The 26,920-nt window shown below is 61.9% G+C and carries 12 protein-coding genes; 3 read left to right on the top strand and 9 right to left on the bottom strand.

The features are described 5' to 3' along the window. The 6 genes from AC1RR3_RS12025 to AC1RR3_RS12000 form a co-directional block, all read right to left on the bottom strand. Positions 1-10,622 (bottom strand): calcium-binding protein (locus tag AC1RR3_RS12025; protein ID WP_492822651.1); only part of this gene is annotated, 10,622 nt, incomplete at its 3' end. Next, complete coding sequence (locus tag AC1RR3_RS12020; RefSeq protein ID WP_492822649.1) at positions 10,622-11,902, bottom strand: hypothetical protein; 1,281 nt, start codon at positions 11,900-11,902, stop codon at positions 10,622-10,624. The genes AC1RR3_RS12025 and AC1RR3_RS12020, both read right to left, overlap by 1 nt. 70 nt (positions 11,903-11,972) lie before the next feature. Beyond that, complete coding sequence (locus AC1RR3_RS12015) at positions 11,973-12,266, bottom strand: hypothetical protein (RefSeq protein WP_492823178.1); 294 nt, start codon at positions 12,264-12,266, stop codon at positions 11,973-11,975. Further along, positions 12,266-13,582 carry a hypothetical protein gene (locus AC1RR3_RS12010; RefSeq protein ID WP_492822647.1) on the bottom strand — a complete coding sequence of 439 codons (1,317 nt, stop codon included), beginning with the start codon at positions 13,580-13,582 and terminating at the stop codon, positions 12,266-12,268. Before AC1RR3_RS12010 ends, AC1RR3_RS12015 begins: the two co-directional genes overlap by 1 nt. Next, positions 13,579-15,018 (bottom strand): HlyD family type I secretion periplasmic adaptor subunit, encoded by a 1,440-nt coding sequence (locus AC1RR3_RS12005; protein WP_492822645.1) that lies wholly within the window; start codon positions 15,016-15,018, stop codon positions 13,579-13,581. The genes AC1RR3_RS12010 and AC1RR3_RS12005 overlap by 4 nt, the downstream gene beginning before the upstream one ends. Next, complete coding sequence (locus tag AC1RR3_RS12000; protein ID WP_492822643.1) at positions 15,005-17,131, bottom strand: type I secretion system permease/ATPase; 2,127 nt, start codon at positions 17,129-17,131, stop codon at positions 15,005-15,007. Before AC1RR3_RS12000 ends, AC1RR3_RS12005 begins: the two co-directional genes overlap by 14 nt. Before the next feature lie 886 nt (positions 17,132-18,017). Here AC1RR3_RS12000 and AC1RR3_RS11995 point away from each other — a divergent pair. The 3 genes from AC1RR3_RS11995 to AC1RR3_RS11985 all read left to right on the top strand — a co-directional run bounded on the left by AC1RR3_RS11995 (position 18,018) and on the right by AC1RR3_RS11985 (position 21,483). Further along, entirely contained in the window at positions 18,018-19,523 is a 1,506-nt protein-coding gene (locus tag AC1RR3_RS11995) for a hypothetical protein (protein ID WP_492822641.1), read from the top strand. A 167-nt stretch (positions 19,524-19,690) separates the two neighbouring features. Next, positions 19,691-20,080 carry a hypothetical protein gene (locus AC1RR3_RS11990; protein ID WP_492822639.1) on the top strand — a complete coding sequence of 130 codons (390 nt, stop codon included), beginning with the start codon at positions 19,691-19,693 and terminating at the stop codon, positions 20,078-20,080. Positions 20,081-20,280: 200 nt separating this feature from the next. Further along, positions 20,281-21,483, top strand: a complete 1,203-nt coding sequence (locus AC1RR3_RS11985; RefSeq protein WP_492822637.1) for a multidrug effflux MFS transporter — start codon at positions 20,281-20,283, stop codon at positions 21,481-21,483. A 204-nt stretch (positions 21,484-21,687) separates the two neighbouring features. Here the strand turns inward: AC1RR3_RS11985 and AC1RR3_RS11980 are convergent, their stop codons facing one another. The 3 genes from AC1RR3_RS11980 to AC1RR3_RS11970 all read right to left on the bottom strand — a co-directional run bounded on the left by AC1RR3_RS11980 (position 21,688) and on the right by AC1RR3_RS11970 (position 26,828). Beyond that, entirely contained in the window at positions 21,688-23,283 is a 1,596-nt protein-coding gene (locus AC1RR3_RS11980) for a glycosyltransferase family 39 protein (RefSeq protein WP_492823150.1), read from the bottom strand. A gap of 248 nt (positions 23,284-23,531) precedes the next feature. Continuing rightward, on the bottom strand, positions 23,532-25,139 hold the full coding sequence (locus tag AC1RR3_RS11975) for an ABC transporter substrate-binding protein (protein WP_492822635.1): 1,608 nt from the start codon (positions 25,137-25,139) through the stop codon (positions 23,532-23,534). A 78-nt stretch (positions 25,140-25,217) separates the two neighbouring features. Then, positions 25,218-26,828 carry an ABC transporter substrate-binding protein gene (locus AC1RR3_RS11970; protein WP_492822633.1) on the bottom strand — a complete coding sequence of 537 codons (1,611 nt, stop codon included), beginning with the start codon at positions 26,826-26,828 and terminating at the stop codon, positions 25,218-25,220. Between the last annotated feature and the right edge of the window lie 92 nt (positions 26,829-26,920).

Raw genomic sequence — 26,920 nt, 5'->3', positions numbered from 1 at the left:
GCGAACTTGATACTGCCAAGGCCGTAGGTGTTGCCGTAGAATTGCCAGAGCACGGTGAAGCTGTCGCCGGTGGACGGTACGCTCACAATGAGCTGGCTCCCCGACCTTGTAAGCTGCACTTCCGACGGCAGAATATCCGTCAGATCGAGGACGTCCGTCCGCAGGTAGCCACCTCCTGGATTGTCGAGGGTGTCATGACCGGCGCCCTTATAGAAGATGATCCGATCGGAGCCGTTGTCGCGGACACTGAGACTGTCGTCGCCTGCGCCGGCATCGACCGTCAGTCCGGTCGTGGGCAAGGTCAACGTATCATTGCCCGAGGTGCCCCGTACCCACGTATTGGCGGCGATAGCCTGCAGATCCCAGATCTCGCCGTTGGCGAACTGGAACTTCTCCACGCCCCAATTGGCGGTCTGCGAGTAGAATTGATAGTCGATTTTGATCGTTTGTCCGGTCGGGATGATGTTCACGAAAAGGGTGCTATCCAAACGGCCCAACAGGACGTCGCTTGAGTTCAGGTCCGTGAATTTCAGGGTGTCGACATCGACCGTCGAGCTCGACGAATCGTCGATCTCGTCGTTGCCATCCCCGGCGCGGTAGACGTAGGTGTCGGACCCGCCGACGCCTCGAAGGTAGTCGTTGCCCTGAAGGCCGAACAGGTAGTCGTCCGAGTCTGTTCCGGAAACCGAGTCGTTGCCCGATGTTCCGCGAATCCACGCGGCGTTGATGGTCTGAAGGTCCCAGGTCTCGCCATTGGCGAACTGGAACTTCTCCACGCCCCAGTTGGCGGTCTGAGAGTGGAACTGATAGTCGATCTTGATCGTCTGTCCCGTCGGGATGATCCCGACAAGCAGACCATCGCCTGAGCGACTCAGCGTAATATCGCTGGAGTTCAAGTCGGTGAATTTCAGGACGTCAATGTCGGTGACCGAAGTCGCTTCATCATCGATTTCGTCGTTGCCGTCGCCTGACCTGTAGACATAGGTGTCGGCACCATCCCCGCCCCGGAGATAGTCGTTCCCGGTATCGCCGAACAGCACATCGCCCGACGACGTGCCATAGACCGAATCGTTGCCCGCGGTCCCGCGGGTCCAGGCATTGGACGTGATTGTCGCGCGGTCCCATACCGTGCCATCGGCGAACTTGATGGTGTTGATGCCGAAAACTGACGTGCCTGAGCCGTAGAACTGGAACAAGGCGGTAAACGTATCGCCGGTCGACAATACCTTAACGATGAGCTGACTGCCCGACTGGGTCAGTTGAACTTCGGACGGCAAGATATCCGTGAGCTCCAAGGTATCGTCACGCTGATAGCCCGAATTGGGGTTGTCCAGGGTGTCGTGCCCGTCACCCTTGGCAAACAGGATCCGGTCGGATCCCGTGCCTGCGACACTCAGTGTGTCATTGCCGGCCCCCGCTTTCACGATTGCCGTATCCGACGGAAGGGTGATCACATCGTCACCGGACGTTCCGAACACCCATGCGGCGCTCGAAATCTGGCTGCGATCCCAGGTCGTGCCGTCCGCGAATAGGATCTGCTCGATCCCGTTGGTCCCGTTGAACTGGTTCGGGACCTTGAGAACTTCGCCCGTCGAATTGATCCGGATGAAGAGATCGTCGCCGGTGCGGCTGAACGTAACGTCCGAGCTGTTGAGCCCGACGAGCTTCACGACATCGGTTCCCGTATCGGCACCCGCCTCGTTGACCGTGTCATTGCCGGAGCCGGCTTTGTAGACATAGGTATCGCTACCATCACCGCCGGACAGAGCGTCATTGCCGGCCAGGCCGTCGATGATATCGACCTGGGAGGTACCGTAAATGGTGTCCGCTCCCGGTGTGCCATAGATCGGCCCCGCGGCCAGCGCGTCGAGGACATCCTGCTGCGACCAGCTCACGCCGTCCGCGAAGGTGATCACCTTGAGCGGTCCACCGTTGCCGAACTCTCGCAGCACCGTGATCGTCTTGCCCGTCGAGAGGACGGTCATGACCAGATCGTAGCCCCCGCCTGGACGGGATAGCACGACGTCTGTGGACGCAATGTCGACCAACTGAAGGGTGGAATGGAAGCGATCCTGATCATCGATGGTATCGTTGCCGCCGGCCGATGAGTACACGTACGTATCCTCACCGCCTTGGCCGGCCAGGTACTTGTCACCAAGCCCCGCGACCAGAATATCATTCCGATCGGAATACCCCCAGATCGACCCGCCGGTCGCGGCGCTCTGCTGGTCGAGAAGCTTCTGCTTCACGAACTCGCGCGTCCAGGTTACGCCGTCCGCGAAGCTGATGGATTGCATCGCTCCGTCGCGGCCGAACTCGCCTTGTACCGTCAAGGTCTTGCCGGTCGTGGTGTTGGTGAGAACGATGCCTGTGCCGCCATTTGGCCGTGACAGGGTCACGTCCGTCGACGACAGTCCGTTGAGGAGGAGCGAGGCCACGCCGCCGCCGTAGTTCGGATCAGTGATAGTGACGTTGCCGCCATCCGCGCCGTAGACGTAGAAGTCCGCGGCTCCGCCGCCGTTGACGGTCTTGTCGCCGGTGCCGAGGAAGATTGCATCGACCTCGCCGGTGCCGCCGATGGATCCGCTACCGCTCGACGTATCGATGATCGAACTCACACCGTAGGAAGCGAGCTTCGCCTGGCGTTGGGCAGGTGTGTCCGTGAGCGCAGTCGGCGAGATCAGGTAGGCTGCCGCACGATCGTGAAGCAGTTGCGCGATGCCGTTCAGGTCGAGCAACGTGCCATTGCCGAACTGAAGGTATTCAATCCCGGTCCCAGAGCCGAGATAGTGATCCTTGACGGTGAGGGTCTCTCCACTGGACACGATCCGGATCAGCAGGTCGTTTCCGTTCTTGGTCACCTCAACGTCGCCGGCATTGATTCCGACCAGCCTGACAACGTCGTTGCCACCGTTCGAACCGGTCTCCTGGATGGTGTCGTTCCCCGAACCAACGCGGAACAGGTAGACGTCTCCCCCATTGCCGCCATCCAGGATGTCGTCGCCGCCGAGCCCATCGATCGTCTCGGCGTTCGGCGTCCCGGTGACCGTTTCCGCGGCCTCGGTACCGTAGATGACTGTCTGGCTGGCCAACAGGTTCAGGATGTCCTGCTGGCTCCAGGTGACGCCGTCGCCGAACGTTACGCTGGAGAGAGAGCCATTGCTGGAGAATTGCCCTTTGACAGTGACGGTCTTGCCGGTAATCGCGTTCGTGAGGATCAGGTCCTGCCCGTTACTGGCCCGGCTTACCGCGACGTCCGTCGAGGCGATCCCCTGCATCACGAGCGCATTCGAGCCGAAATCGTCGATGATGTCGTTGCCGCCGGACGCACTGTAGACATAGGTGTCCGCCCCGTACGAGCCGTTCAGATAACGGTCTCCGAGGCCGGCGGCGATCGTGTCGTTGGTGTTGAAGCCGTATATCGATGGATCGGTGGAAGCGGCCGCCTGCGCCAGCACCATGGTGCGCAGCGTCGCCTGGGTCCAGACCGTGCCGTCGTCAAAGACGATCTTGTCGACCCCCTGCTGCGAGACATCGTTGAGGCTGGCCTTGAGGAGGATCGAGCCGGCATCCCCGGCTCCCTGCGCGCTGTCGGGTATGACGAGCGTGACGTCTTCGCCGTTGCGCACCAGGCTCACTTCGGAAGGCGCGACGCCCTGAAGCTTCAGCGTGTCGTAGGTGGTGAAATTGCCGGACCAGCTTTCGTAGATGGTATCATTGCCATCGCCACGCGCATAAATGTAGGTATCGTCTCCTGCACCGCCGCTGAGCGTGTCATCGCCCTTGCCGCCGCGCAGAATGTCGTCACCCGCGAAGCCGTCGATGATGTCGTTGCCGTCGGTGGCAGCGTCCGCAAGCACCCGCAGGCGCAACTGATCCTCGTTCCAGACGGTGCCATCGTCGAACACAATGCTTTCGACGCCGGCAAGCAGGCTCCCGGCGAGTTCGTCCTTGAGCACGATCGAACCACCATCGCCTGCCCCCGGTGCGCTCTCGGCAATGATGAGCGTCACGTCGTTCCCGCTACGCCCGAGCCGGACTGCCGCCGGATCGATATTCTGAAGTCTCAGCGTATCGGTGCTGTCGTAGTTGCCGAGGAAGACCTCCGTGATCACATCGTTGCCATCACCGCGCGCATAGACATAGGTGTCGTTGCCCGCGCCGCCGGCCAATGCGTCGTCGCCCTTGCCTCCGCGCAGCGTGTCGTCGGTGTTGAATCCAGGAATCGTGTCGTTGCCGTCGGTGGAGAGCTCCACCAGCACGCGTGCACGCAAATAGTCCTGCCCCCAAATTGTCCCGTCATCGAAGACAATTTGCTCGACACCTGCGGCGGTCCAGCCCTTGAGGTCGTCATAGAGCAGCACGGACCCGCCGTCGCCCGCACCGGGTGCGCTCTCGGCGATCACCAGCGTCAGATCATCGCCGCTCCGGGTCAGGCTGACCGCGCCAGGATCGATGTTGTGGAGCCGCAGCGTATCGAAGCTGCTGTAGTTGCCGTTTCCAACTTCGGTGATGGAATCATTGCCGTCACCGCGCGTGTAGATATAGGTGTCGTCTCCCGCGCCGCCGCTGATGGTATCGTCGCCGTGGCCGCCCTCGATGACATCATTGGTGTTGAAGGCGACGATCGTGTCATTGCCCGCCGTGGACGCCTGCGCCAGCACCTTTACGCGCAGATCGCTCTGGGTCCAGATCGTGCCGTCGTCGAAAACGACCTGCTCGACACCCTGGGCGAACCAATTGTCGAGCTCGGCCTGCAGCACCACCGAACCACCGTCGCCAGCGCCCGGCGCGCTCTCGGCGAACACCAAGGCAACGTCGCTATAGTTGACGCGCTCGAACGAGACGTCGGCCGGGTTGATGCCGTGCAGCACCAGCGTGTCGAACTCCGGTCCTTGGGCGTCGGCGAGGTCGTAGATCGTGTCGTGTCCGTCGCCGCGGGAATAGACGTAGGTATCGTCGCCCTGGCCGCCAGAGAGATAGTCGTCTCCGCCCCGGCCCTGCAACGTGTCGTCATAGCCAAAGCCGTAGATCGTGTCGTTGCCGCTGGTTCCGGCGGAAGCATCGATTTGCAGCAGGATGTCGTGCCATCCGAGCACCGTGCCGTCGGCGAAGGTGAAGTTCTCGATCCGGTCGTCCATGGTCGCGATCAGACCGTAGATGATAGAGAACTCCCCGATGATGTTCAGGCTGTCGCTGGTGCCGTTGACGGTGATCCTGAGATCGCTGGTGTTGCCGTCGTGATGGAAAGTCAGGTCGCTCTGCGAGATGCCTTCCTTGAACTGAACGGTGTCATCAGTACCGCTCAGGATGAAGTTGACGCGATCCTCGATCGTATCCGCCCCATAGCCCCGGCCGAACACATAGGTGTCGTTGCCGTTGCCGCCGGTCATGAAATCATTGCCGGCGCCGCCGTCGAGCAGGTCGTCGTAGCTGAAGCCGGTGATGGTGTCGTCGCCGGCGGTGCCGGCGGCCGCGTCGAGCGCCTTGATGATATCTTCCCAGCCGATATAGCTGCCGTCGTCGAAGGTGAAGATCTCGATGCGGTCCTGCTGGGTGTTAAGCAGGCCGTAGGCGACGCCGAACTGGCCCCTGACGGTCAGGACGTCGTTGGTGCCATTGACGCTGACCTGGAGATCGTCGCTGACGCCGACGCGCTGGAAGCTGACGTCGTCTTCGGTGATGCCGGCGCCGAAATGCACGTAGTCATTCGAGGCCTGCCAGATCCAGACTTCCCTGTCCTCGATGGTGTCGTGGCCGTCGCCGAGGCCGAAGAAATAATGGTCGCCGGCATCACCGCCCGACATGTAGTCGGTGCCGGCCCCGCCGTTCAGGAAGTCGACGTCAGGCGTTCCGACCAGATTGTCGTCGGTCGCATGGGACGGCATGCCGATCGCCCTGGCGAGGTCGAGCTGATCCCAGGTGGTGCCGTCGGCGAACTTGATGATCTCGATCTGCTTGTCGAAATCCTGGAACGCGGTGACGAGGCCCGGCCTGCGGCCGGCGAATTCGTCGACGACACGGATCTGGTTGCTGGTGCCGTTCTGGGTGATCAGGAGATCGAGGCCGTCACGGGTGAAGGTGAGGTCCGACACGTTGAGATGGGAGAACCAGATGCTGTCCTCCTGGTTCTGCCCGAGCCCCTCCCAGACGTCCTGGATGACGTCGTGGCCGAAATTGTAGCCGACGACATAGGCATCGGAGCCGCCCCGTCCTTGCAGCAGCTGATCGGTGGAATCGAGATAGAACAGGTCGGTCTTGACGTCGTCGCCGAGAAGCGCGCCAGTGCCGGTCTTGATCTCGGTGGCCGGGATATCGAAGATCGCCGCCGCCTGCTGCAGCGAGATCGCGAGCGGGACGTCCTCATAGGCGCCGACCAGGTTCTGGAACAGGAACGCGTCGGTGAGCTGATGGCCCTGATTGTCGCGCTGGAAGTCAGGCAGCACGACGTTGATGATGTCGTGCCATTGGGCGAGGAAATCCTGCGCGCCGATCGCCGTCGCGGGCGCGGCATGGAAGATCGCCTCCAGCATCGGCACGAGCTGGTGGTCAGTCGTGGGACGGAACGTATCGGTCGCCACGTCGTAAGTGATGCCGGCGAAGAACGGCGCCAGCGGTCCCTGTGCGGCAAGGCGGACGGCGAGCCGGTTCAGGGTGTTCCACGAAGCGGTCAGGCCGTCCGCAATGACCTGGATCGCATCCGCGCTCGGGTTGTCACTGATGACAAAGCCGAGATCGAGACCGGTGTAGCGCTCGAGGAAGGCAACATCCTGGGCCGTGAGCTTGTTCCAGCTTCCCTGCGCCGGAGGACTTGCCAGGACCATGTCGATTGTCGGATGGTCATATTCAACTGTTTTGTCGGCGTTGTAGACGGGCTGCCCGCTCGCATAGCCGTAGTAGGGCATCGGGTCCACGACCACCGTCGTTCCGCCGCTCGCCTCTGGCGCCCACATGCCCTTTTTGACCAGGAAGTCATAGGCCACGCCGCCAGTCCGGGTCACGTCACCGACGAACCAGAAATCCTGCGTCGCCTCGGTACCCGGCGATCCGGCCGGCACAGGCACGGCGCCCGCCCAAGCGTAGAGGATGGTCCGGGCGGCCTCGCGCAAGCTCGCGAGCGACAGCGTGTTCAGGGACGGCAAGGCAGCGTCGACCGTCTGAACGAGGTCCGGATCGAGCGTCATCGCCACGTGCAGGTCCGTCAGCGTGCCGAAGCCCTTGAGGTCGGGACGGGTCGCCGCGTCGGCACTGACCGAGCTGTCTCCCTGCCACGTCGTGTTGGTGTTGTCGGTGTCGAACTGCACCTCCCCGATCGTGCCTGTGGTGCCGTCGGCGCGCTCGAACGTGCCGGTGGCGGCAATGATGTTGCCGCTGTCGACGGTGTTGGCCGCAGTCGATCCGGTCGAGATCGAGACGATGTTGAGCGAGGCCAGCGATTTCAGTTCGCCGGCATCGGTCTTGCCGTCCTCGTTGGCGTCGACCCAGACCTTCAGCGTATCGAAGGCGTCCGCGATGTCCACGACGCCGTCGCCGTTGAAGTCGGCAAGGCCGTCGTCCAGCGCGCTGATCTTGCCGTCGTGATTGCCGTCGAGGCTCGCAAGCTGGGTGAAGCCCGGCGTCTGGTCGTTGCCGAACATCTCGCCGATGTCGTCGATCCTGCCGTTGCCGTTGAGATCGCGCACCAGCATGCCGTCGCCGCCACGTACCCAGCCGACGCGTTCGGCAAAGCCGTCCTTGTCGACGTCGAACAAGGCATTGTTGCCCGCCATCGACGACAGATTCACGCCGTCGCCGTTGAGATCGAGCACCAGCGGATCGGTGCCGCCTCGCATTTTTCCAGTCGTCGCCTGGATGATCTTCTTCATCGCCTTCAGGGCCGACGCCGCTGTCTCGAACCCGGCGGTCCAGCCGTTGCTGCGCTCGATCTGGTAGGTAACCTGGATGACGAACAGGCCGGCGGTCAGGTTGCTTGTTGCGTCGGTCGTGAAATTGAAATGAGGGATGAAGGTTTCGTTGCCCAGCGCATCTATGATAACGAGGTCGCCCTGCTGGTTTCGGCCGTAGCCGACGCCGTTGCCATAGGCGTACTTGCTTTCAGTTCCCCACTGCACGCCACCGGTGAGCACCACTCCGTTGAACGTAATGCGGTCGTCTATGCTTGCGTCCTCGATCAGCAGCTGGCCATTATGAGAGATTTCTATCTTGTCGCTGCCACTGCCGGTGTGGACAATGGTACCGGCCCCCGTGGTCTTCACCGTATCGTTGCCGGCGCCGAGATCGATGGTCAGGCCATCATCGGTCTCCTTGACCGTGTCGTCTTGCGACGTCAGCTTGAACTTTGAGAACTCATCGAAGAGCGCATTGCCGTAACGGACCAAGTCTCCGATCGAGGTAAGCGAAATACCCTGCGACAAAGAGCTGAAATCGACCGTGGCCTTGCCGCTGCCGAGTACACTATCCGCTTCGAACTTGACTTTCGTCTTGAGACTGGAGAGATCATCCTTGATTTGAACTGTCGTGTTGGCCTCGGTGACCTTGACGGTCTCCACCCCGATCAGGGTATCCGTCTGGCCCCCGCCGACCTGCACGGTTATGCCGGCATACGGGTCGACAGATTGCAGCTTCGAATACGTGACAGTCAGCGTCTGCCCCGAGAAATCACTGCCATAGATGGCGGTATCCTCGTCACCTGCGCCGCCCAGAAAGACGACCGAGTCTGCGCCGCCGCCGGAATGCGCCGTGTATGTATCTTTGTCCTTGCCCCCGACGAGGACGTCGCTCCCGCCGCCACTCTCGAACTTGTTGTTGCCGTCGCCACCGACCAGATAATCGCTCGCCGTTGAGCCTTTGATGTCGTCGGCTCCCGTTCCACCGAGCACCACGTGTGACACCGATGCGTCGCCAGAGTCGCCCGCATGCTTTGCATCGTAAGCGATAGCTCCGTCTGCGCTTCCTGCCTGCGCGATCAGGATTCTCCAATCATTCGACAAAGCCTTGGAGCCGTCCCGTACTTCATTCCTGGTCGCTCCAATGATTGCCGTCATCGCGGCGTTGGTAAATCCGATTCCTGCATCGACGAGATCTGTCGCGACAGCCTCCGCAACGGCAGTGTTGATGTCACGGACCCCATAGGCTTGGGTTAAAGAGCCCGACAGCGTCTCCTGTTGCGTTGGATCGTCAGGGTTAGCATCAATGTCACCAAGATCGACGCGAATGTATCCAGCAGATGGCCCGCTGGCATCACCCGCACCAAATACGTTCATGCCGACGTCATTGATGAAGGAGCCATCGGATTGAGCGCCCAGCGCGTCCCGAACGACCTGCAAGCCGAGTTTGACAACGCCGGAATGCACCGACAATTCATCCGTTTGCGCCGTTGCACTCAAGCCCTTCCCGACAGCACCGGTCGCCAACCAAGCTCCAAAACGCGCGTAGAATTTTTCGTAGAATCCGTCGCTCTGGCCGACACTCTTCCACAACGCGCGATAGAGAATACCCGGCGACGATCCGCCAGAAGTCACTCCACTATATCCAAAACTCCCTCCGGTTGGGTCGGCTCGATTGCCTTCGACGGGACCACTGATGCCCGGTGCTTCGAAGAGCGAATACCGTAGCGCCTGATCGCCCTTCAATAGATCTTCAAATCGGTTCGTCTCGGTGCGCGTGCGAATGAGAAGGCTATAAAGTGCAGGGCTGTGCAGCGAACTAGGCGCCGTATCAATGAAGGCGGAGAGCGCAGATGGCGCAACACCGACGTTGATCGCATCAGGCGTAACGGGAAATACTGCACCGAATGCGTCGAAGACCCCGCCCAGAAGCCCACTGGACAAGATTTCGCCTTTAACCGAGTAGGCCGATAGATTTGATGACATATTTTCTTGAAAATCGACAAGAAGATCATTCGCCAAATCAAGAAAGGCCGTGACATTCGAAGCCGAGTCGCCCAGTCCCGTCAGAAAGTCGGTTCGATTGTCGTCGTCGCCGAGCCCCACGAGCTCTGACACCAACGCCGACACCGGAATGCCAAGATTGAGCTCGCTTTGACCAAGCGCCATCTTGAATGCGGTGTACTGTAGCTGCCTCTCGAACGGCGCTGGGTCGATCGCGTATCCCTTGACATTCTCAATCGCTGAAACAAGGCCAGCCAACCCCCCGCCCAGGGACTGGCCTACGACGACAACCTGCTTACCGCTTGCGGCGGCGATATTTTTCGCGGCCTGTGTGAGCGCCAGCGCATCGTCGAGCTGAGTTTGCTGGGCGGTTCCTCCCCCCAACAACAGATCATTGACACAATCACCAACGTCGATCTTCCCATCCGAAGCGGAGGGAGCAAGTTGGTTCGACCCGGCGGCGCTCGCCGCCGCCAGCCCCTCTTGGAAGCTGACGGACAAATCCGTGCCGCGAAAGACCACGTAAATGGTCGCTCCATCCGAAACGACCTCGCCGACGAATCCACGCGGCGAGTAGAACAAACCGCCGTTTGGAGTTAACCCAGAAGGTTGCGGCAGGTTTGTTACCGGGTCTACTCCCAACTCGCCGAGCGAGATTGGATTATCGCCTGCATTGCGGTTGTAGACCTGCTCCGCGAGCGCTGCCGCAAGTTGAAGCTGTGTCAGACTCATCATAGCCCCCCAAAAATGTTTCCAAGCTGATATCTGCGCGGAAGAACGACAAACTCGTCACGCTCAAAGTCCAGCTGCGATCCTTCGCGCCACGATTGAAGTTCCTCATTGATGCTCTTGCCGTTGATTTCGCTGAGGTAGACTGGCGTTCCATAGAAACCGCCCGGCACTTCTTCGACTTTGAACACTGTATCGTCGCAATACGCGAACCCGCGCAACTCGGGCCTTGTTTCTGCGCCAATCCGGGGCGGCTCCGGCCTTGCTTTGATCGCGGACGGAAGCTCACCGTCGGCTTTCATCCGGTTCACCGACCGATCAATCCGCGCTGGGTAAACATCACCCGCAACGTAACGATTGAAAAATATCATCGCTCCGGGCCGGCGTCGGGGCAAACCTTGCGCACCACTCGCACTGTCTAGGTCCTGCAAATAGTCCAAGAGCCGATTCCCTTCGAACAGCACGGGGCTCTTGGGATCCACGGCAATGCTCCACAATGCCCTGCGCATCTCCCAGCTAGGAAACCAATAGACAGGCTTGTCGGCCGGCCAAAAGCGACGCGCGAGGTCGCGCGCTGCATCGGGAAGTTTGATCCACGATGCGCCAAGACAACCGGAAGCCACGACCCGATAGCCCGGCTTCCAGTGTGGAGAGTCCCACATATTCTTTGGGTTGATGCCGAGGAGCTCGTAGGTGATGAAGTTCTTCGGCGCTTCGGTGCGGCGCCATTCCTGCCATTCCTCGAACGTCGCCTTACTAATGGAGGCGCCGAAGAACTTGAGTTCGGAAAGTGGGCTCTCGTAAGCATCCTCTGACGCATAGGCGATCCCAGACCACGGCGCTTCGGCATTTTCGTAGGTGACGACAAGCGGCAGCAGATTTTGAGGGACTCTGCCATTTTCGGTGGTCTCGCCCTTACACGCCTGCGGCGGACGGATCACCACGCCGTGCCCATCTTTCATCTTGAGCCCGAACGCCATGGGCGCGACGCCAACCTCGAATGTCCGATCGTTATCCTTGTAAGTCGTGATCCTGACATTGCAGCCGACCACGATATCGAAATCGAGCGGCTCACCTTTGTAGGCAAGATTCGCCTTCAAGCGATAATAGATCGCTCGATCTTGGCCGGGAGCACTGAGCTCGACCGATTTCGTAAAGCTCCAGACGCCGAACAGGCTTCGCGCGATCTCGATCCGCAGCACAAGGCCGGCGGCGAGCCCAAGAAGAACGACGCCAACAATGACGGCGGCAACCCTTTTCATACCGTCACCGACGAAGTGCACGGGCTTCGCCGCCCGCCGGCCTGCGGACCTTGATCGTGCATATCGAGCCCACCGATCTGAAGTATATCGGTCATCGTTCCCTCAAACTCTCCTGCCGATACCGCAACAACGGCGACATCACATACTCGATGATCCGTCGCTGCCCCGTCTTGATCTCCACCGTCACCGCCATGCCGGGCGCGAGGAAGCCGGTCGAATAATTGTAGTAGAAGCCAGTGTTCGAATCCTGCTCGAGGCGTGCCGGGCTCAATCTCGTGACCCCGGCAACGCCAAGCTCTTCGTCGGTCAGTTGCTGATCGGAAGCGGCGCGGCGGTACACTTGTTCGGCCAGCGCCGCAGCCGTCTCAAGTTCAGTCAGCGCCATCACACGTCTCCCCTGGTCGATTGCAATCCGATTTCAAAGCGTTTGAAGATGAACTCATCGCGCTCGACGATCAACGCGGGCCCGCCGCCTGTCCAATCCCAATCTACGGCGGGAGGAGCGCGAACCACGTCCAGTCCGTCGACATAGTTGAGTAGTGGCATCTTAGAGTAGGCCGCAGCAGGCGCCACGGAAGGGTCCGGGTAGGACACGCCGGTCGGAAACTCTTCCGGAAACGGCCTGCAATAGGCGAAGCCACGCATCGCACTGTTGCGAAAATCGATGCTTGCTCCAACTCGCGGCCCATCGCGAAGCAAGCCTTCGCCTCGCTGCACCACGTCGGTCGGCCAGGGAAGCGATATCCAGCCACCGATATTAGGATAGTACGACGGCGGAAATGCGCCCCCCGGCGGACTGCTGATGATGCCTCCGCCATGCCGGGTCGGCATCCCGCGGTCAGCGGCGCCGCTATCAAGCCCGAACACCAACTTTCGACGCGGGTAGGTTCTTGAGTCGTCGCGGTCGGTCTGCATCGGCCTTTCGGGATCCACGAAGGGATCGATTGCATCGTGATCGGCTGACGTCGTGGGGCGCCAATAGCGTGGCTGACCGGAGGGCCATAACGCGTGCGCCCGCTCTTGCTCCCGGCCGAACAATCTGAACCGCGCATAACCAAAACAGCCAACCCCCATCGGAACGGGTGCAGGCTTCAGATGCAACCGTTCAGTGGCCGCAGGTCCGCTCGGAGTATGATAGGACTCGCGCTTGACGAGGTTGGGCTGTTCGCGCCGAAAGGTCGCGAAATCGCTTGGACCTGCCGGCTCAATCGTACTTCCGCCAAATGAAAGCACGGACATCGGACCATCATAGGCATCTTCGGAAAGGTAGGCCGTTCCAAAAGCTAGTGTTTCGGCGTCATCAAAGACGGCAATGATCGGCAGCAAGTCGCCAGGCACTTTGCCGTTCGCGGTTGTTTCGCCGTTACACGCTCGCGGGGGGCGCATCACCAATCCCTTGCCGTCGCTCGTGCGACGACCGAAGACGCTCGGTATCAGGCCGACTTCGAGCGTCCGTCCGCCATCCATGTAATTTGTCTGCTTGACGTTGCAGCCGACGACGATGTCAAAATTCTGGGGCTCGCCTTTGTAGGTGAGACTAACCTTCAAGCGATAATATGTACTGTTGTCGCGCTCAACCAATTTCGTGAAATTCCAATTGCCGAGCAGCGCCGCCCGGATAGCGGGATGAGAAATGCCGAAGACGGCCAACAGCAGAGCAAGCACGGCCGCAAGAACGATGGCATTCGTCGCTCTCATCATCGTTCCCTCAAGCTCTCTTGCCGATACCTGAACAAAGGCGACATCACGTACTCGATGATCCGTCGCTGCCCCGTCTTGATCTCCACCGTCACCGCCATGCCGGGCGCGAGGTTGACCATCTTGTCCTCGATCTGCATCTGCGTTCCCTCAATCGAGACGCGCGCGGTGTAGAGCAATTCCTGCCCGACAGGCTCGCTTGATTCCGACAGCGCGCCGCCCTGCTTCGCAGCGCCACTTCGCTCCGGCGGCTTGTCTTTGATGACAGCATCCTGCGAAACGCTGATGACCTTGCCGTGCAGCAGGCCGTAGCGGGTGAAGTTGAAGGTGTCGATCTTGATCTCGGCGTCCTGCCCCGCTTCGACGAAGCCGATGTCGCGATTGGAGATCATCGCCTCGACCTCGATGCTGGAGCCGCGCGGCACGATCATCATCAGCTGCTGCGCCGGCGACACCACGCCGCCGACGGTGTGGATCGCGAGCTGCTGCACGGTGCCGTCGATCGGCGCGCGCAGCTGTTGCTCGTCGGTCTTCTGCTGCGCCTTGATGGAGTCCTGTCGATATTCGTCGGCCTTCTTCTGGGCGTCGGAGAGATCACTCAGTACTTGCCGCTCGAACCCGGACTTGGTCTGGGCGAACTGCTGCTCCAGCGCACGGCGGGCGGCCTCGATCTCGACCAGCTTGCGTTCCTGCACGATACGCTCGTTCTGCTGGTCGATCAGGCGGGCCTGGGCGTCGATCCAGGCGATACGGTTGCCGTACTGGATGTCCATCGCCTTCTTGCGGACGGTGAGGGTCTCCTCGAGCAGCGGCAGCGTCGCGTCGATCTTGGCGATCGCCGCCGTGATCGATTGCGCCTCGGCGCGCTTCTGGTCGATCTGCTGCACGACGGACGCAAGCTTTGCCTGCTGCTCGGCCGCCTGTGCGAGCGTGGCGGACCGCGTCCGCGCGATCTCGACCTCGGAGGCGCCGGCGGGCTCCTCGATATCGTGGGGCGCGGCAAGGTCGCCAAAGCTGCGGCGCAGCGCCGAGAGGCGCGCGACGTCGAGCAGGCTTGCAATCAGGTCCTGCCCGACCCGCTTGCGCTCGGCCTGCGTCACGGTGCGGTCGAGCTCGACCAGAATGTCGCCGGCCGACACCTTGTCACCGTCGTGCACATGGATCGCCGAGACGATGCCAGTTTCCAGCGGCTGGATCGTCTTGGTGCGGCCGGTCGGCACCACCTTGCCGGTGGCGGTGGCGATGATGTCGACATGGCCGAAGGTCGCCCAGCCGATCGCAATCGCGAAGAACAGGATGATGGTGAGGGCGACCAGGCGCCCGACGGGCGATGCCGGCGTCTCCAGGATCTCCAGCGCCGCGGGCAGGAACTCGCGCGCATCGCGCTGGCGGCGCCAGAACGCGCGGCTCTTGCGCTCGATGACTTCAGCCGACGACATGGAGCCCTGCCTGGATCTGGTGCAGCATGGCGTAGCGCCCCGCCTTCTTGATCAGCTCGTCGTGGCTGCCGTCCTCGACCAGGCGGCCGGCCTCGATGGTGAGGATGCGATCGGCATGACGCACCGCCGAGAGCCGGTGTGCGATGATGAAGACGGTCCGCCCGGCGCAGATCTTGCGCATGTTGCGCTGGATGATGTTCTCGCTTTCGTAGTCGAGCGCGCTGGTGGCCTCGTCGAAGATCAGGACACGCGGATTGGTGACGAGCGCGCGCGCGATCGCGATGCGCTGGCGCTGGCCGCCGGACAGGCTGGCACCGCGCTCGCCGACCACGGTGTTGTAGCCGTCGGGCAGCGCCAGGATGAATTCGTGCGCGCCGGCGAGCTCGGCGGCGGCAATCACCCGCTCCATCGCCATGCCGGGATCGGCGAGCGCGATGTTCTCGCGGATGGTGCGGTTGAACAGCACGTTCTCCTGCAACACCGTACCGATCTGGCGCCGGAGCCAGGCGACGTCGGCAACCGTCAGATCGATGCCGTCGATCAGGATACGGCCGGCCTCCGGCACGTAGAGCCGCTGGATCAGTTTTGTCAGCGTCGACTTGCCGGAACCGGAGGGGCCGACGATGCCGATCACCTGTCCCGGCGTGACTTTCAGCGAGATGTCCTGGAGCGCCAGCGACATGTCCGGCCGGTAGCGGAAGTTGACGTGATCGAAGACCACCTCGCCCTTGATCGGCGGCAGCGTCGCCCGCGCAGGATCGAACATCGGCTCGGGCACGGCGTTCAGGATGTCGCCGAGCCGGGCGATCGAGACCCGCGCCTGGTGAAAATCCTGCCAGAGCTGGGCCAGCCGCAGCACCGGTTGCGCCACTCGCCCGGCCAGCATGTTGAAGGCGATGAGCTCGCCAACTGAGAGATTGCCCTCGATGACGAGATGCGCGCCGAAATAAAGCGTCAGCGCCGTGACAAGCTTGCTGATGAACTGCACCGACTGGCTCGCCCAATTGCCGAGCGAGAGCACGTCGAAGCTTGCGCTGACGTAGCCCGCGAGCTGCTCTTCCCAGCGGCGCTGCATCTGAGGCTCGATCGCCATCGCCTTCAGCGTCTGGATCGCGCTGACGCTCTCGACGAGGAAGGCCTGGTTCTCCGCGCCGCGATCGAACTTCTTGTCCAGCCGCTCGCGGAAGATCGGGGTCACGCCGGCAGAGATAGCGATATAGAACGGGAAGGAACCCACCACGATCCAGGTCAGGAACGGCGAGTAGTAGAACATCACCGCGAGGAACACGAAGGTGAAGCCGAGGTCGATCACCAGCGTCAGCGCCGAACTGGTGAGGAAGTTCCTGATATTCTCGAGCTCGCGCACCCGCGCGACGGAATCGCCGGCCCGCCGTGCCTCGAAATAGGCGATCGGCAGCGCGATCAAATGGCGGAACAGACGCGCACCAAGCTCGACGTCGATCCGGTTGGTGGTGTGGGAAAAGACGTAGGTGCGGAGAGCACCGAGAACGGTCTCGAAGATCGAGACGACGATGAGCCCGAACACCAGCACGTCGAGCGTGGTATAGCCGCGATGCGCCAGCACCTTGTCGGTCACAACCTGGAAGAACAGCGGCGTAACCAGCGCAAAGAGTTGCAGGAAGAATGACGCCACCAGCACCTCGCCGAGCAGCCGGCGGTATTTGTGCATGGCCTGGAGGAACCAGGTGACGTCGAATTTGCGCGCGAGATCGGACAGCGACGCCCGCCGCGTCATCAGCACGATGCGGCCGCTCCAGCCCTGCTCGAACTCGGCGCGCTTGACCACCTGCGGACGATTGACCGCAGGATCGTGGATCAAAGCGTCTTCAGTTCCGATCTTGCCCAGGATGGCGAAGCTGCCGTCACGCCTCTCGACAATGGCTGGCAAAGAGAGGCGGGCAAGGCCCGACCAGCTTTCGCTTACCGCGCGCGCCTTGAGCTTGAGCTGCTTGGCGCAACGAAGCATCTCCTGGACGCCAACCGAAGATCCACCGAACTGGTGCGCAATCTGCGCAGGATCGACAGCGACCTGATGAAACCGCAGCAGCAGCGCCAAGCACTGCAAGCCCGTGTCTTGCGGTACGGATTCCAAACTCGCCCCTGCCACTACTTCCAGTCGTTATCTCATGTATTGCACGTTTGTTTCCGAGACGCAAAATGAAATCTCGTGGAGGTTGTGGAAAGGAACTTTCATTCAAATTATTCTCATCACACATGACTGCGCAGATGATTTTGCTCGCCATCGAGTGAATGATTATGCCCTTCGTTCTCGAGCGAACGACACGCGACAAGCGCACCTGTCTTCGCCTGTACGGAAGCTGCTTCTCTCGTCAGCGGTTCAGTCGGGCAGAACGCCTGATCACAGCTTCAAGAATAGATGAGACGACATCTGGCTGCACACGGGCACACGACCGCAACTGTCCAACATCTCTCCCGACAAATGGATCGCTTGCAGGAGACGGCGCCACCAGACCAGGCCGTCTCGCAAGCGCAGCGCACCTCCGTGCTGAACCAGGAAGAAAAGGAGGTCGGCGATGCGTACAGCGAACGCCTTCCTACGGCTTGTATGGAAAGGGCTTGAACTCGCGTTCAGCTTCACCATCAAACTCGAGGAAAGGGAAAGACCCCATCGCAGTGCGGCTCTCCTGGCAAAACCAAGCTCGTGCGTTGGCGAGCAAGGAGCTTATCTGCGCTCGATGAGCACGTTTTCCAGCACAGCCTTGAAACTACGTCGGAAAACTCAACTGAACAAGCTACTCACCGCTGGACAAAAGCGGCCCGCGCCCATCACACGCGCTGCTCGCGTAATCATCTGTTTACCAACGCACTGCTCCGCTGGCGGAACCGGCCGGCCGCAATCAGCCTTTACTCCACTTTAGATCGTATTCCCCTAAAGCAGACGAGGTCCTGCGCCTGTCGCTGCGGGCCTCAGGGAAACGCGGGGCACGGGGCGACCGGCTTCGATGGTGAGAGCTCTCATGGACGCGCGCGAGAATTGGTCCCATTCCGGGATTGGCGGAGCGCCCACGGCGTTCGGACGCCATCTGCACGGGCGCGAGATCTACCTGTTCCTGATCGCTTTCCTGTCGGTGTTCTACGTTTCGAACGGGCCGATCCAGCTGAGCCATTACGACCTTGGCTGGCACATCGCCGCCGGCGACCTCATCCGGGAGCGCGGCGCTGTTCCGTTTCAGGACCCGTGGGCGTTCACGCTCGGCGACAAGCGATGGTATAATCTGTCGTGGCTCTGGGATGTGATTGCCAGCGTGCTGTATCAACACGCAGGCTTTGCCGGAATCGTCCTGCTCGTCGTCGCCTGCGGCGCGGTCATCGTCGGATATCTCACGTTCGCTGCTTTGCGCAGCGGCGCCTCATCCGCGGCGGTTGGCATCACCGTCTTCGCCACCTGCCTGCTCTACCCCTGCTATGAGGCGGCGCCGAACACGTATCTGGCGGCGTCCCCGAACATCGCGACCATGCTGTTCGCGGTCATCTTCTACGGGGAATGCCTGCGGCGGCGTGGATGGTTCCTGCTGCCCGTGATGATGGTGCTGTGGGTCAATCTGCATGGCGGCTTCGTGCTTGCCTTTCCCATCATCGGCGTCTTCGCCGGCGTCGCCCTGCTGCGTCGGGATTGGACGAACTTCAGGAACTACTGCCTCGCGGGTGTGGGATGCTTCGCCGCGATCTTCATCAATCCGCTGGGATGGCACATCTACGATGGCGTGATGTCGACGATGGGCCACTTCATCCAGGCCAATATCGGCGAATGGCGTCCCTATTTCCACAACATGGAGCTGCCGGGAAGCATTCCCGGCATCGCCTATGCGTTGACGTTCGTCGCGCTCGAGCTGCGCTACCGCAACTCAAAGCCGATTCCATTGGAGCCGCGCCTGCTCGCATGGCTCTTCCTGGCTCTCGGCCTCTACCAGTTCAGGTACGCCGCGTTCTTCTTCATCTTCTCGACGGTCCCGATGGCGCTTCACGTCGACCGGTTGCTGCCCGAGCGGCTTGCGAGATTTGACATAAGGCGCGCGATGCTGGCAGCAGGCGTTGTGGGCGTCCTGGTGCTGCCGCTCGCCTTCATCCAGGTGAGACCGGCGCTGGCGTTGCCGGACATGCTCTCGGAAGAAGACGCCGGCTATCTCCAGGCGCATTCCACACATTCGCGCGTGCTCAACCACTGGAACGCCGGCGGGCTCCTGATCTTCCGGACGCACGGGTCGGTGCCCATGTTCGTCGACGGCCGTGCGGCGACCGCCTATCCGGACGGACTGCTCCGCGACTATCTCAAGCTCGTTCGCTGGGACATCGACGAGAACGCCTGGGACACGGTGATCAGGAAATACAGGATCGATGCAGTGCTCTGGATCAGAGGGCACGAACAGCTGAGGCAGTTCCTGGTCGGCCAGCGGGGCTGGAAAGAGGAATATACCGGCGCGTATATGAGCCTCTACACCGTGCAGCCGGCAGCCGCGCGGTAGGATCATATCGCCTGCGGTGCCGACCGGCCTGAAAGTGCACGCGCAAGCAGGAGCCAGAAACAGATCAGCGCAATCGCAGGCTGGCCGAAGCCGCCCATGAATGCAGGCAGTCGGCTACCGCGGCGACCGGGCAGCCAGCCAGGCATCGAGCGCGTCGCGCGTATCCTGTGTCGCTGTACATGCGCTGGTTCGCCGAGACCGATGGCAGCGTGGCCGACAAGGTCCGCGGCCTCTTCACCAAACTCGGACGCTCCGTGAATACGCCGCGCTGGCGTGGCTGCGGATTCCTCCGCACCATCGCCGAACTCGCAAACACGCCGGCACATCCCGCGGTGAAGGCCGGCGCCGCGCACAAGAAGCGCTTCGAATCGTGGCTGGAAACGGAATTGCGAAACCATGGCGTTCAAGGCGCGACGGCGCTCGCGCGCCAGCTCGTGATCCTGCTCGACGGCGCCACGACCGTGATGCTGATCCACCGCGATCTCGACTATATCGACACTGCGGGGCAATTGGCGCTCGGCCTGGTCGCGGCAGCTCAGAAGACGGGTCGCGCTTAAGCCGCCCTTAACGCTCGCAGGGGGCCGCCGCGTGATAGCGACATCACCAACTCGTGTCCGACCCCACCTCGCCTGCCAGCCATCCCGAAACATAGGTTGTGCGTCGCAGCATCGGCGTTAGATAAGGCCTCTGAATTTCAGAGGTGAGCTTCTTGTCCGACGTCAATGCCGACGATTGGGTGTCCTCGGGACACCGCCCTATGGGTTTTCCTGAATTTGTCATCGTGATCGCGTCCATCATGGCGCTGAATCCGCTTGCGATGGACATGATGCTGCCGGCGTTGCCGAATATCGGGACCGCCTTCAACATCCCAATCGCCAATCATCTTCAGCTGGTGCTGTCGACCTTCCTGATCGGCTTCGGCGCCGGCCAGTTCGTCATGGGCCCGTTGTCGGACCGGTTCGGTCGTCGTCCGGTGCTGCTCGGCGGCATGGCGGTCTATGCCGTGGCGAGCGTGCTGGCGGTTGCCGCGCCCTCGTTCGAAACGTTGCTGCTGGCGCGCGCGCTGCAGGGCTTCGGCACCTCGGCGACGCGCGTGATCGCGACCTCGATCGTCCGCGACTGCTATGTCGGCCGCCGCATGGCAAGCGTGATGTCGCTGGCGATGATGATCTTCATCGCGGTACCCGTGATCGCGCCGTCGTTCGGGCAGGCTGTGCTGCTGGTGACGCAATGGCGCGGCATCTTCGTCGTGCTGACGCTCTACGGCCTGCTCGCGCTGGCATGGTCGGTGCTACGGCTGCCGGAAACTTTGCCGGTCGCAGAGCGCAGGTCGCTCGCGCCGAGCGACGTACTCGCGGCATATTGGCAGACCGTGAGCAACCGCCAGACCATCGGCTACGCACTCGCCGCCGGCAGCGTCATGGGTGCGCTGTTTGCCTACGTGTTCTCGGCGCAGCAGGTGTTCACCGGCATCTATCATCTCGGCCATTATTTCCCGCTCGCCTTCGCCGCGATCGCGGCCGGCACCGCCGTCGCCGGCTTCCTCAACGCCAGATTTGTCGGGACCCTCGGCATGCGCGTGATCTCCCACGGCGCGCTGAGCCTCTACACCGCGGTCGCCGCCGTGATGCTGCTGACGGAAATCCTCGGCGTGCTGCCACTCGCCCTGTTCATGGCGCTCTCCGCGCTGATGATGTTCTCGTTCGGCATGATGGTCGCCAACTTCACCGCGCTCGCCATGGAGCCGCAGGGCCACATCGCCGGCACCGCCTCCTCGCTCTATGGCTCGATCACGACGCTGATCGGCATCGTGGTCGGCATGGCGATCGGCCAGAGCTTTGACGGCACGCTGCTGCCATTCTCCGTCGGCTTCTTCATGTCGACGCTGGCGGCGCTCGCGATCGTGCTGGTGGTGGAGAAGGGACGGCTGTTCAAGCCGCATCATCGCCCGATCGGTTGAGGAACTTCGCGGCGGCCTCGATGTTGTACTGCAGCAATTCGAAAGGTCGCCATCATGGAACTGGAACTTCGCAAAGACCGCCGCGCACCGGATCCGACGGAACCGAAGCCTGCCAAGCCGAATGCAGAGCAGGCTGCGTTCACTGCGCCTTTCGCAAGTGAAGGTCTCGAGCGCGTGCGCGATAGCCACTGCTGAGCTTGCGCCCTACTCCGCCGGCCGCCGGCTGGCACTGAAATCCTCGGCAGCGCTCTCAGGTGCCGTGCTTCGTCCACGCGGCGGCACCATCAGCACGACCACCTCCCGTGTCAGGCCGGGCTTGCCCCATAGCGTTGCCTGTACGGTGAGCTCGCGCTTGACGAAATGCTCGGCGCGCGAAGACACCCACTCCATCCACCGGCCGCAATAATCCTGGCCGCGGAAACAGAGCGCGGCCCAGCCGCGGTCCAGCGTCGTCTTGCGCGGCAAGCCCCAGCTGTACTGATACTCGAACGGCCTCGCATAATGCGGATGGTCGGGGCTGTAGAACGCCGTCGCAAACGCCAGCGAATCGTCGCCACTCACCACGCTCAGCGGCTCCCCGGTCAGCTCGCGCCATTCGCGCGTCAATTCACTTGCGGCCTGCACATAGAAATTCCGACCCTCTTCATAGCCGTGATTGTTGCGATAGACGGCATGGATCGGTGCTGCGAGCAGGACGGCGGCAAGCGCAATGCCGGCTGTGATGGCGGTGACATTGACGGTGTAGAAGCGCTCGATCGGATAGCGCGTGCCGCAGACGATGAGCACGACGAAGAGGAACAGCCCCTGCAACGCCCACAGCGACGGCAGATCCGTGCCCATCGCAAGCGACGTCACGACCGGCAGCACGATCGTGCCGATCGCAATGTAGAAGAGCAGCCGCAGGCCCGAGCTCATTGCCGCGAAGTCGGCCGGAAACTGCCTCAGCCGCGTGCCCGCGATCAACACCCAGAGCACGGCCGCCCCGCTCATGGCCGCGGCCAATCCCAGCAGAAAATTCCTGGCTTCACCGAGCGAGCTCGCGGCATTGCCGTTGGCGTGATTCATTGCATAGGTGAAGGTCGAAGCGCCCGTCGTCGCCAGCCAATAGATATGCGGCGACAGCACCGCGAGCCCGGTGACCACCGAGATCCAGGGCGACGCGGAGGTGAAATAAGCGCGCCGCTCCGGATGCGCCAGCGCGGCAAATGCAAGGCTCGTGACGAGAAAGATCGAATAATACTTGCCGACCATTGCCAGCGCCGTCGTGCATCCCGCCGCAACCGCCCATGGCGCTGCGCGCGTCTCGAATGCGCGCAGGAAACACCAGGTGGCGAGCGGCCAGGCGGCAAGCAGCACCGCATTGGCATTGAAGCGCTGGGCGTGAAACTGATAGGCCGGCGTCAGCATCAACAGCAGCAGCACCAGGACGCGCTTGTGCCCGGTCACGAATTGACGGGCGACCAGATCGACGAAGAACAGCGCCAGCCCGGCATTGGTCATCGCCATAAGCTGGAGCGACCCGTCGCTCAGCGGAAAGACCGTGGTCCAGCTCGCGGCGACCCAGCCCATCAGCGGCGGATGCTTGTCGTAGCCCCAGGCGAAATTCCGTCCCAGCGTCCAGGCCTCGAGCGTATCAGGATGCAGGCCGCCACCGGCATAGGCGATGGCGAGATAGAGCGTCCAGATCGCAACGAAGCACGCGATGAGAAGCGGCACCGCCCAGCCCGCCTCGATGCCGTCGAGCCAGCGCAACAACGGCCGGCGCCATCGCGCCGGCGCGCGCTCCGACCGTTCGGCCATCGCCTGGAGTGCAAAATCGATCGGCAAGGGATTCAAATGGGACAAGGGAAAATGATGCGCGAAGACAACACATCTATTTCAGAATGGAAACAAATAGCAATGATTGGAAACTGGACGGGCTCAAAGCCCCCACCTCTTTAAGCTGACGCAAAACTGACAAACGACAACGGCACCGCTGATGACAGCGGCGCCGCGTGATGGGTCGGGACGAACGGTGCGTGGTGCACCTTCTGAGACGTGGCCTTGCCCTACTCGGTCTTGTCGATGTTCCAGAACACCGGGGTGGCCGGGCCGTCGAGCACGCCGGTCAGCGACTTGCGCCAGGCGCTGGGCGACAGATACTGGCCGAGCGGCATGTAGAGCACCTGATCGTAGGCTTCCTTCTGAATCTCGGCCGCGATCTTCTTCTGCTCGTCGAGCGAAGCCGCGCGAACGAATGTGTCCTTGAGCTGTTCGATCTTGGCGTCCTCCGGCCAGCCGAACCAGCCGCCTTTCTTGCCCTGCCCACCGACAGCGACATTCGAGATCGGGTTGCTCGCGTCGGCGCTGACCCAGTTGGTGATGAACATGTTCCAGCCGCCCTCCTTCGGGGGCTTCATGCTGGCGCGCCGGCTCACCACCGTCTGCCAGTCGGTCGCCTGCATATCGACCTTGAAGCCGGCATCGCGCAATTGCTGCGCCACCACGATCGGCTGGGCCTTCAGCGTCAGCACGTCGCCCGGCGCCATCAGCACGACGGGCGTGCCGTCGTAACCGGACTCGGCGAGCGCCTTTTTGGCCGCCGCAATGTCCCCACCTTTCGCGAGGGTCTCGCCGCCAATGTCCGTCGCGAACGGCGTGTCGCAGATGAAGGCCGCTGCGCAAGTCTTGTAGTATTTGGGATTGCCGATCAGCGCATCCAGCACGTCCTTCTGCTTGATCGCCAGGAATGCCGCGCGGCGGACCTTGACGTTATCGAAAGGCGGATGGAGGAAGTTCATCCGTGCGCCGGTCTGGAATCCGAACTTGTTCAGGATCTCGATTTTGAGGTCCTTGTCGGCTTCGATGGCGGGCAGCATTTCGATGGCGGGAACTTCCATGAAATCGATGTCACCCGACTGAAGCGCGTTCAACGCCGTCTGCGCGTCCGGCATGGTGATCCATTCGACGCGGTCGACCTTCACCACCTTGCCGCCGGCGGTCCAGCTCGCCGGCTCCTTGCGCGGCAAATAGTCGGTGTTCTTGACATAGATCGACTTCACCCCGGGCTGGAATTCAGCCTGCACGAACTTGAAGGGGCCTGAGCCGATCTGCTCGGGGATCTGCTTCTCCACCGGCGTCTCGGCGAGACGCTTCGGCATCATGAAAGCGACCCGCGAGGACGGCTTGCCGATCGATTCCAGCACAAGCGCGTACGGCTCCTTCAGCTTCAGCGTGATGGTCTTGGGGTCGGTCGCCTCGATGCTCGCGGTGAACAGCATCATCTGCTGCCCCATGCCATCGACGGCGGCCCAGCGCTTCAGGGAGGCAACGCAATCCTCCGCGGTGACGGGCGTTCCGTCATGCCACTTCAGACCGTCACGCAGCGTGAAGGTGTAGGTCAGCTTGTCGTCGGAAATCTTCCAGTCCGCCATCTGCGGCTGGATCTTGAAGTTCGCATCCGTCGCGATGAGCGTGTCGTAGACCATGTAGCCATGGTCACGCGAGATGTAGGCGCTGGTGAAGATCGGATCGAGGATGCGCAGATCCGAATGCATCACGGCGGTGATGGTCTTGCCTGCCGCAAGAACTGGCGAGGCCAGTGCCGCAAGCGCCGCGACTGAAAGCGCAAATGTGGAGGCGAACGACCGATGCCCCCGACGCATGAATTCGAACATTGAAGTTCTCCTGGCGAGCGGCTGGCGGGCGGCGCCGCGTGATGGTCGGGACCGAAGGCGCGCTAACGCGCCCTCGTCTTACTCGGACTTATCGACGTTCCAGAACAGCGGCGTTGCGGGGCCGTCGAGCACACCGCTCAGCGATTTGCGCCAGCCGCTCGGCAGCAGATACTGTCCCAGCGGAATGTAGATGACCTGCTCATAGGCTTCCTTCTGGATATCCGCCGCGATCTTCTTCTGCTCGTCGATCGAGGGCGCGCGGACGAAGGCGTCCTTGAGCTGCTCGATCTTGGCGTCTTCCGCCCAGCCGAACCAGCCGCCCTTCTTGCCCTGGCCGCCGATCGAGAGGTTGGCGATCGGGTTGGAGACGTCGGCCGCGACCCAGTTGGTGAAGAACATGTTCCAACCGCCTTCCTTCGGCGGCTTCTGGCTGGCGCGGCGGCTCACCACCGTCTGCCAATCGGTCGCTTGCAGGTCGACCTTGAAGCCCGCTTCACGCAGCAACTGGGCCGCAACGATCGGCTGCGCCTTGAGCGTCGTGACGTCGCCAGGCGCCATGATCACGACCGGGGTGCCGTCATAGCCGGACTCGGCGAGCGCCTTCTTGGCTTCCGCCATGCCATTGCCCTTCACCAGGGTCTCCGCGCCGACCTCAGTCGCGAACGGCGTATCGCACACGAAGAAGGCGCCGCAGATCTTCTGATATTTGGCGTTGCCGATGAGTGCGTCGAGAATGTCCTTCTGGTTGATCGCCAGGAAGGCGGCACGTCGCACCTTCACGTTGTCGAACGGCGGATAAAGGAAGTTCATCCGGCCAAGCGTCTGAAAGCCGAACTTGTTCGAGACCTCGATCGTGATCTCCTTGTTCGCCTCCAGCAGCGGGAGCATGTCGTAAGGCAGGTTCTCCATGAAATCGATGTCGCCCGACTGCAGCGCGTTCACTGCGGTCTGCGAGTCCGGCATGGTGATCCATTCGACGCGGTCGACCTTCACCACCTTGCCGCCGGAGGTCCAGCTCGCCGGTTCCTTGCGCGGCACGTAATCGGTGTTCTTGACGTAGACCGCCTTCACGCCCGGCTGGAATTCCGACTGCACGAACTTGAAGGGACCGGAGCCGATCTGCTCCGGGATCTGCTTGTCCGGCGGCGTCTCGGCAAGGCGCTTCGGCATCATGAAGGCGACGCGCGAGGACGGCTTGCCGATGGAGTCGAGCACGAGGCCGTAGGGCTCCTTCAGCTTCAGCGTGATGGTCTTGGCGTCGGTGGCCTCGATGCTCGCGGTGAAGTCCATGAGCTTCTGGCCCATGCCGTCGACCGCGGCCCAGCGCTTGAGCGAGGCGACGCAGTCTTCCGCCGTCACCGGTGCGCCGTCATGCCACTTCAGACCATCGCGCAGCGTGAAAGTGTAGGTGAGCTTGTCGTCGGAGATCTTCCAGTCCGCCATCTGCGGCTGGATCTTGAAGCTCGAATCGGGCGCGATCAGCGTGTCGTAGACCATGTAGCCATGGTCACGCGTGATGTAGGCGGTGGTGAAGATCGGATCGATGATACGCAGATCCGAATGCATCACCGCGGTGATGGTCTTGCCGGCCGCGAGCACTGGCGAGGCCAGTGCCGTGGAAAGCGCGACGACCGATAGCGCAAGTTTGGAGGCGAACGCGCGACGCCCCCGGCGCATCAACTGGAACATAGAAAGTTTCTCCTGACGTGAAACTGTTCAAAGGCGGATTACTGGTTGAGCATCCGGTTCGTTCTTTAGGCGACCTAAGCTCATGCAATGCC

The organism is Bradyrhizobium sp. GW821-FHT13H05 (assembly GCF_058804065.1).
Note: the sequence above shows the minus strand (reverse complement) of the source record. Positions and strands in the feature narration are given on the sequence as shown.

Coding starts and splice junctions, on each gene's coding strand:
- AC1RR3_RS12015 (WP_492823178.1), bottom strand. CDS start 12,266: ATGGCGCTGACTGAACTTGAGACGGCTGCGGCGCTGGCCGAACAAGTG.
- AC1RR3_RS12010 (WP_492822647.1), bottom strand. CDS start 13,582: ATGATGAGAGCGACGAATGCCATCGTTCTTGCGGCCGTGCTTGCTCTG.
- AC1RR3_RS12005 (WP_492822645.1), bottom strand. CDS start 15,018: ATGTCGTCGGCTGAAGTCATCGAGCGCAAGAGCCGCGCGTTCTGGCGC.
- AC1RR3_RS11995 (WP_492822641.1), top strand. CDS start 18,018: ATGGACGCGCGCGAGAATTGGTCCCATTCCGGGATTGGCGGAGCGCCC.
- AC1RR3_RS11985 (WP_492822637.1), top strand. CDS start 20,281: ATGGGTTTTCCTGAATTTGTCATCGTGATCGCGTCCATCATGGCGCTG.
- AC1RR3_RS11980 (WP_492823150.1), bottom strand. CDS start 23,283: ATGGCCGAACGGTCGGAGCGCGCGCCGGCGCGATGGCGCCGGCCGTTG.
- AC1RR3_RS11975 (WP_492822635.1), bottom strand. CDS start 25,139: ATGTTCGAATTCATGCGTCGGGGGCATCGGTCGTTCGCCTCCACATTT.
- AC1RR3_RS11970 (WP_492822633.1), bottom strand. CDS start 26,828: ATGTTCCAGTTGATGCGCCGGGGGCGTCGCGCGTTCGCCTCCAAACTT.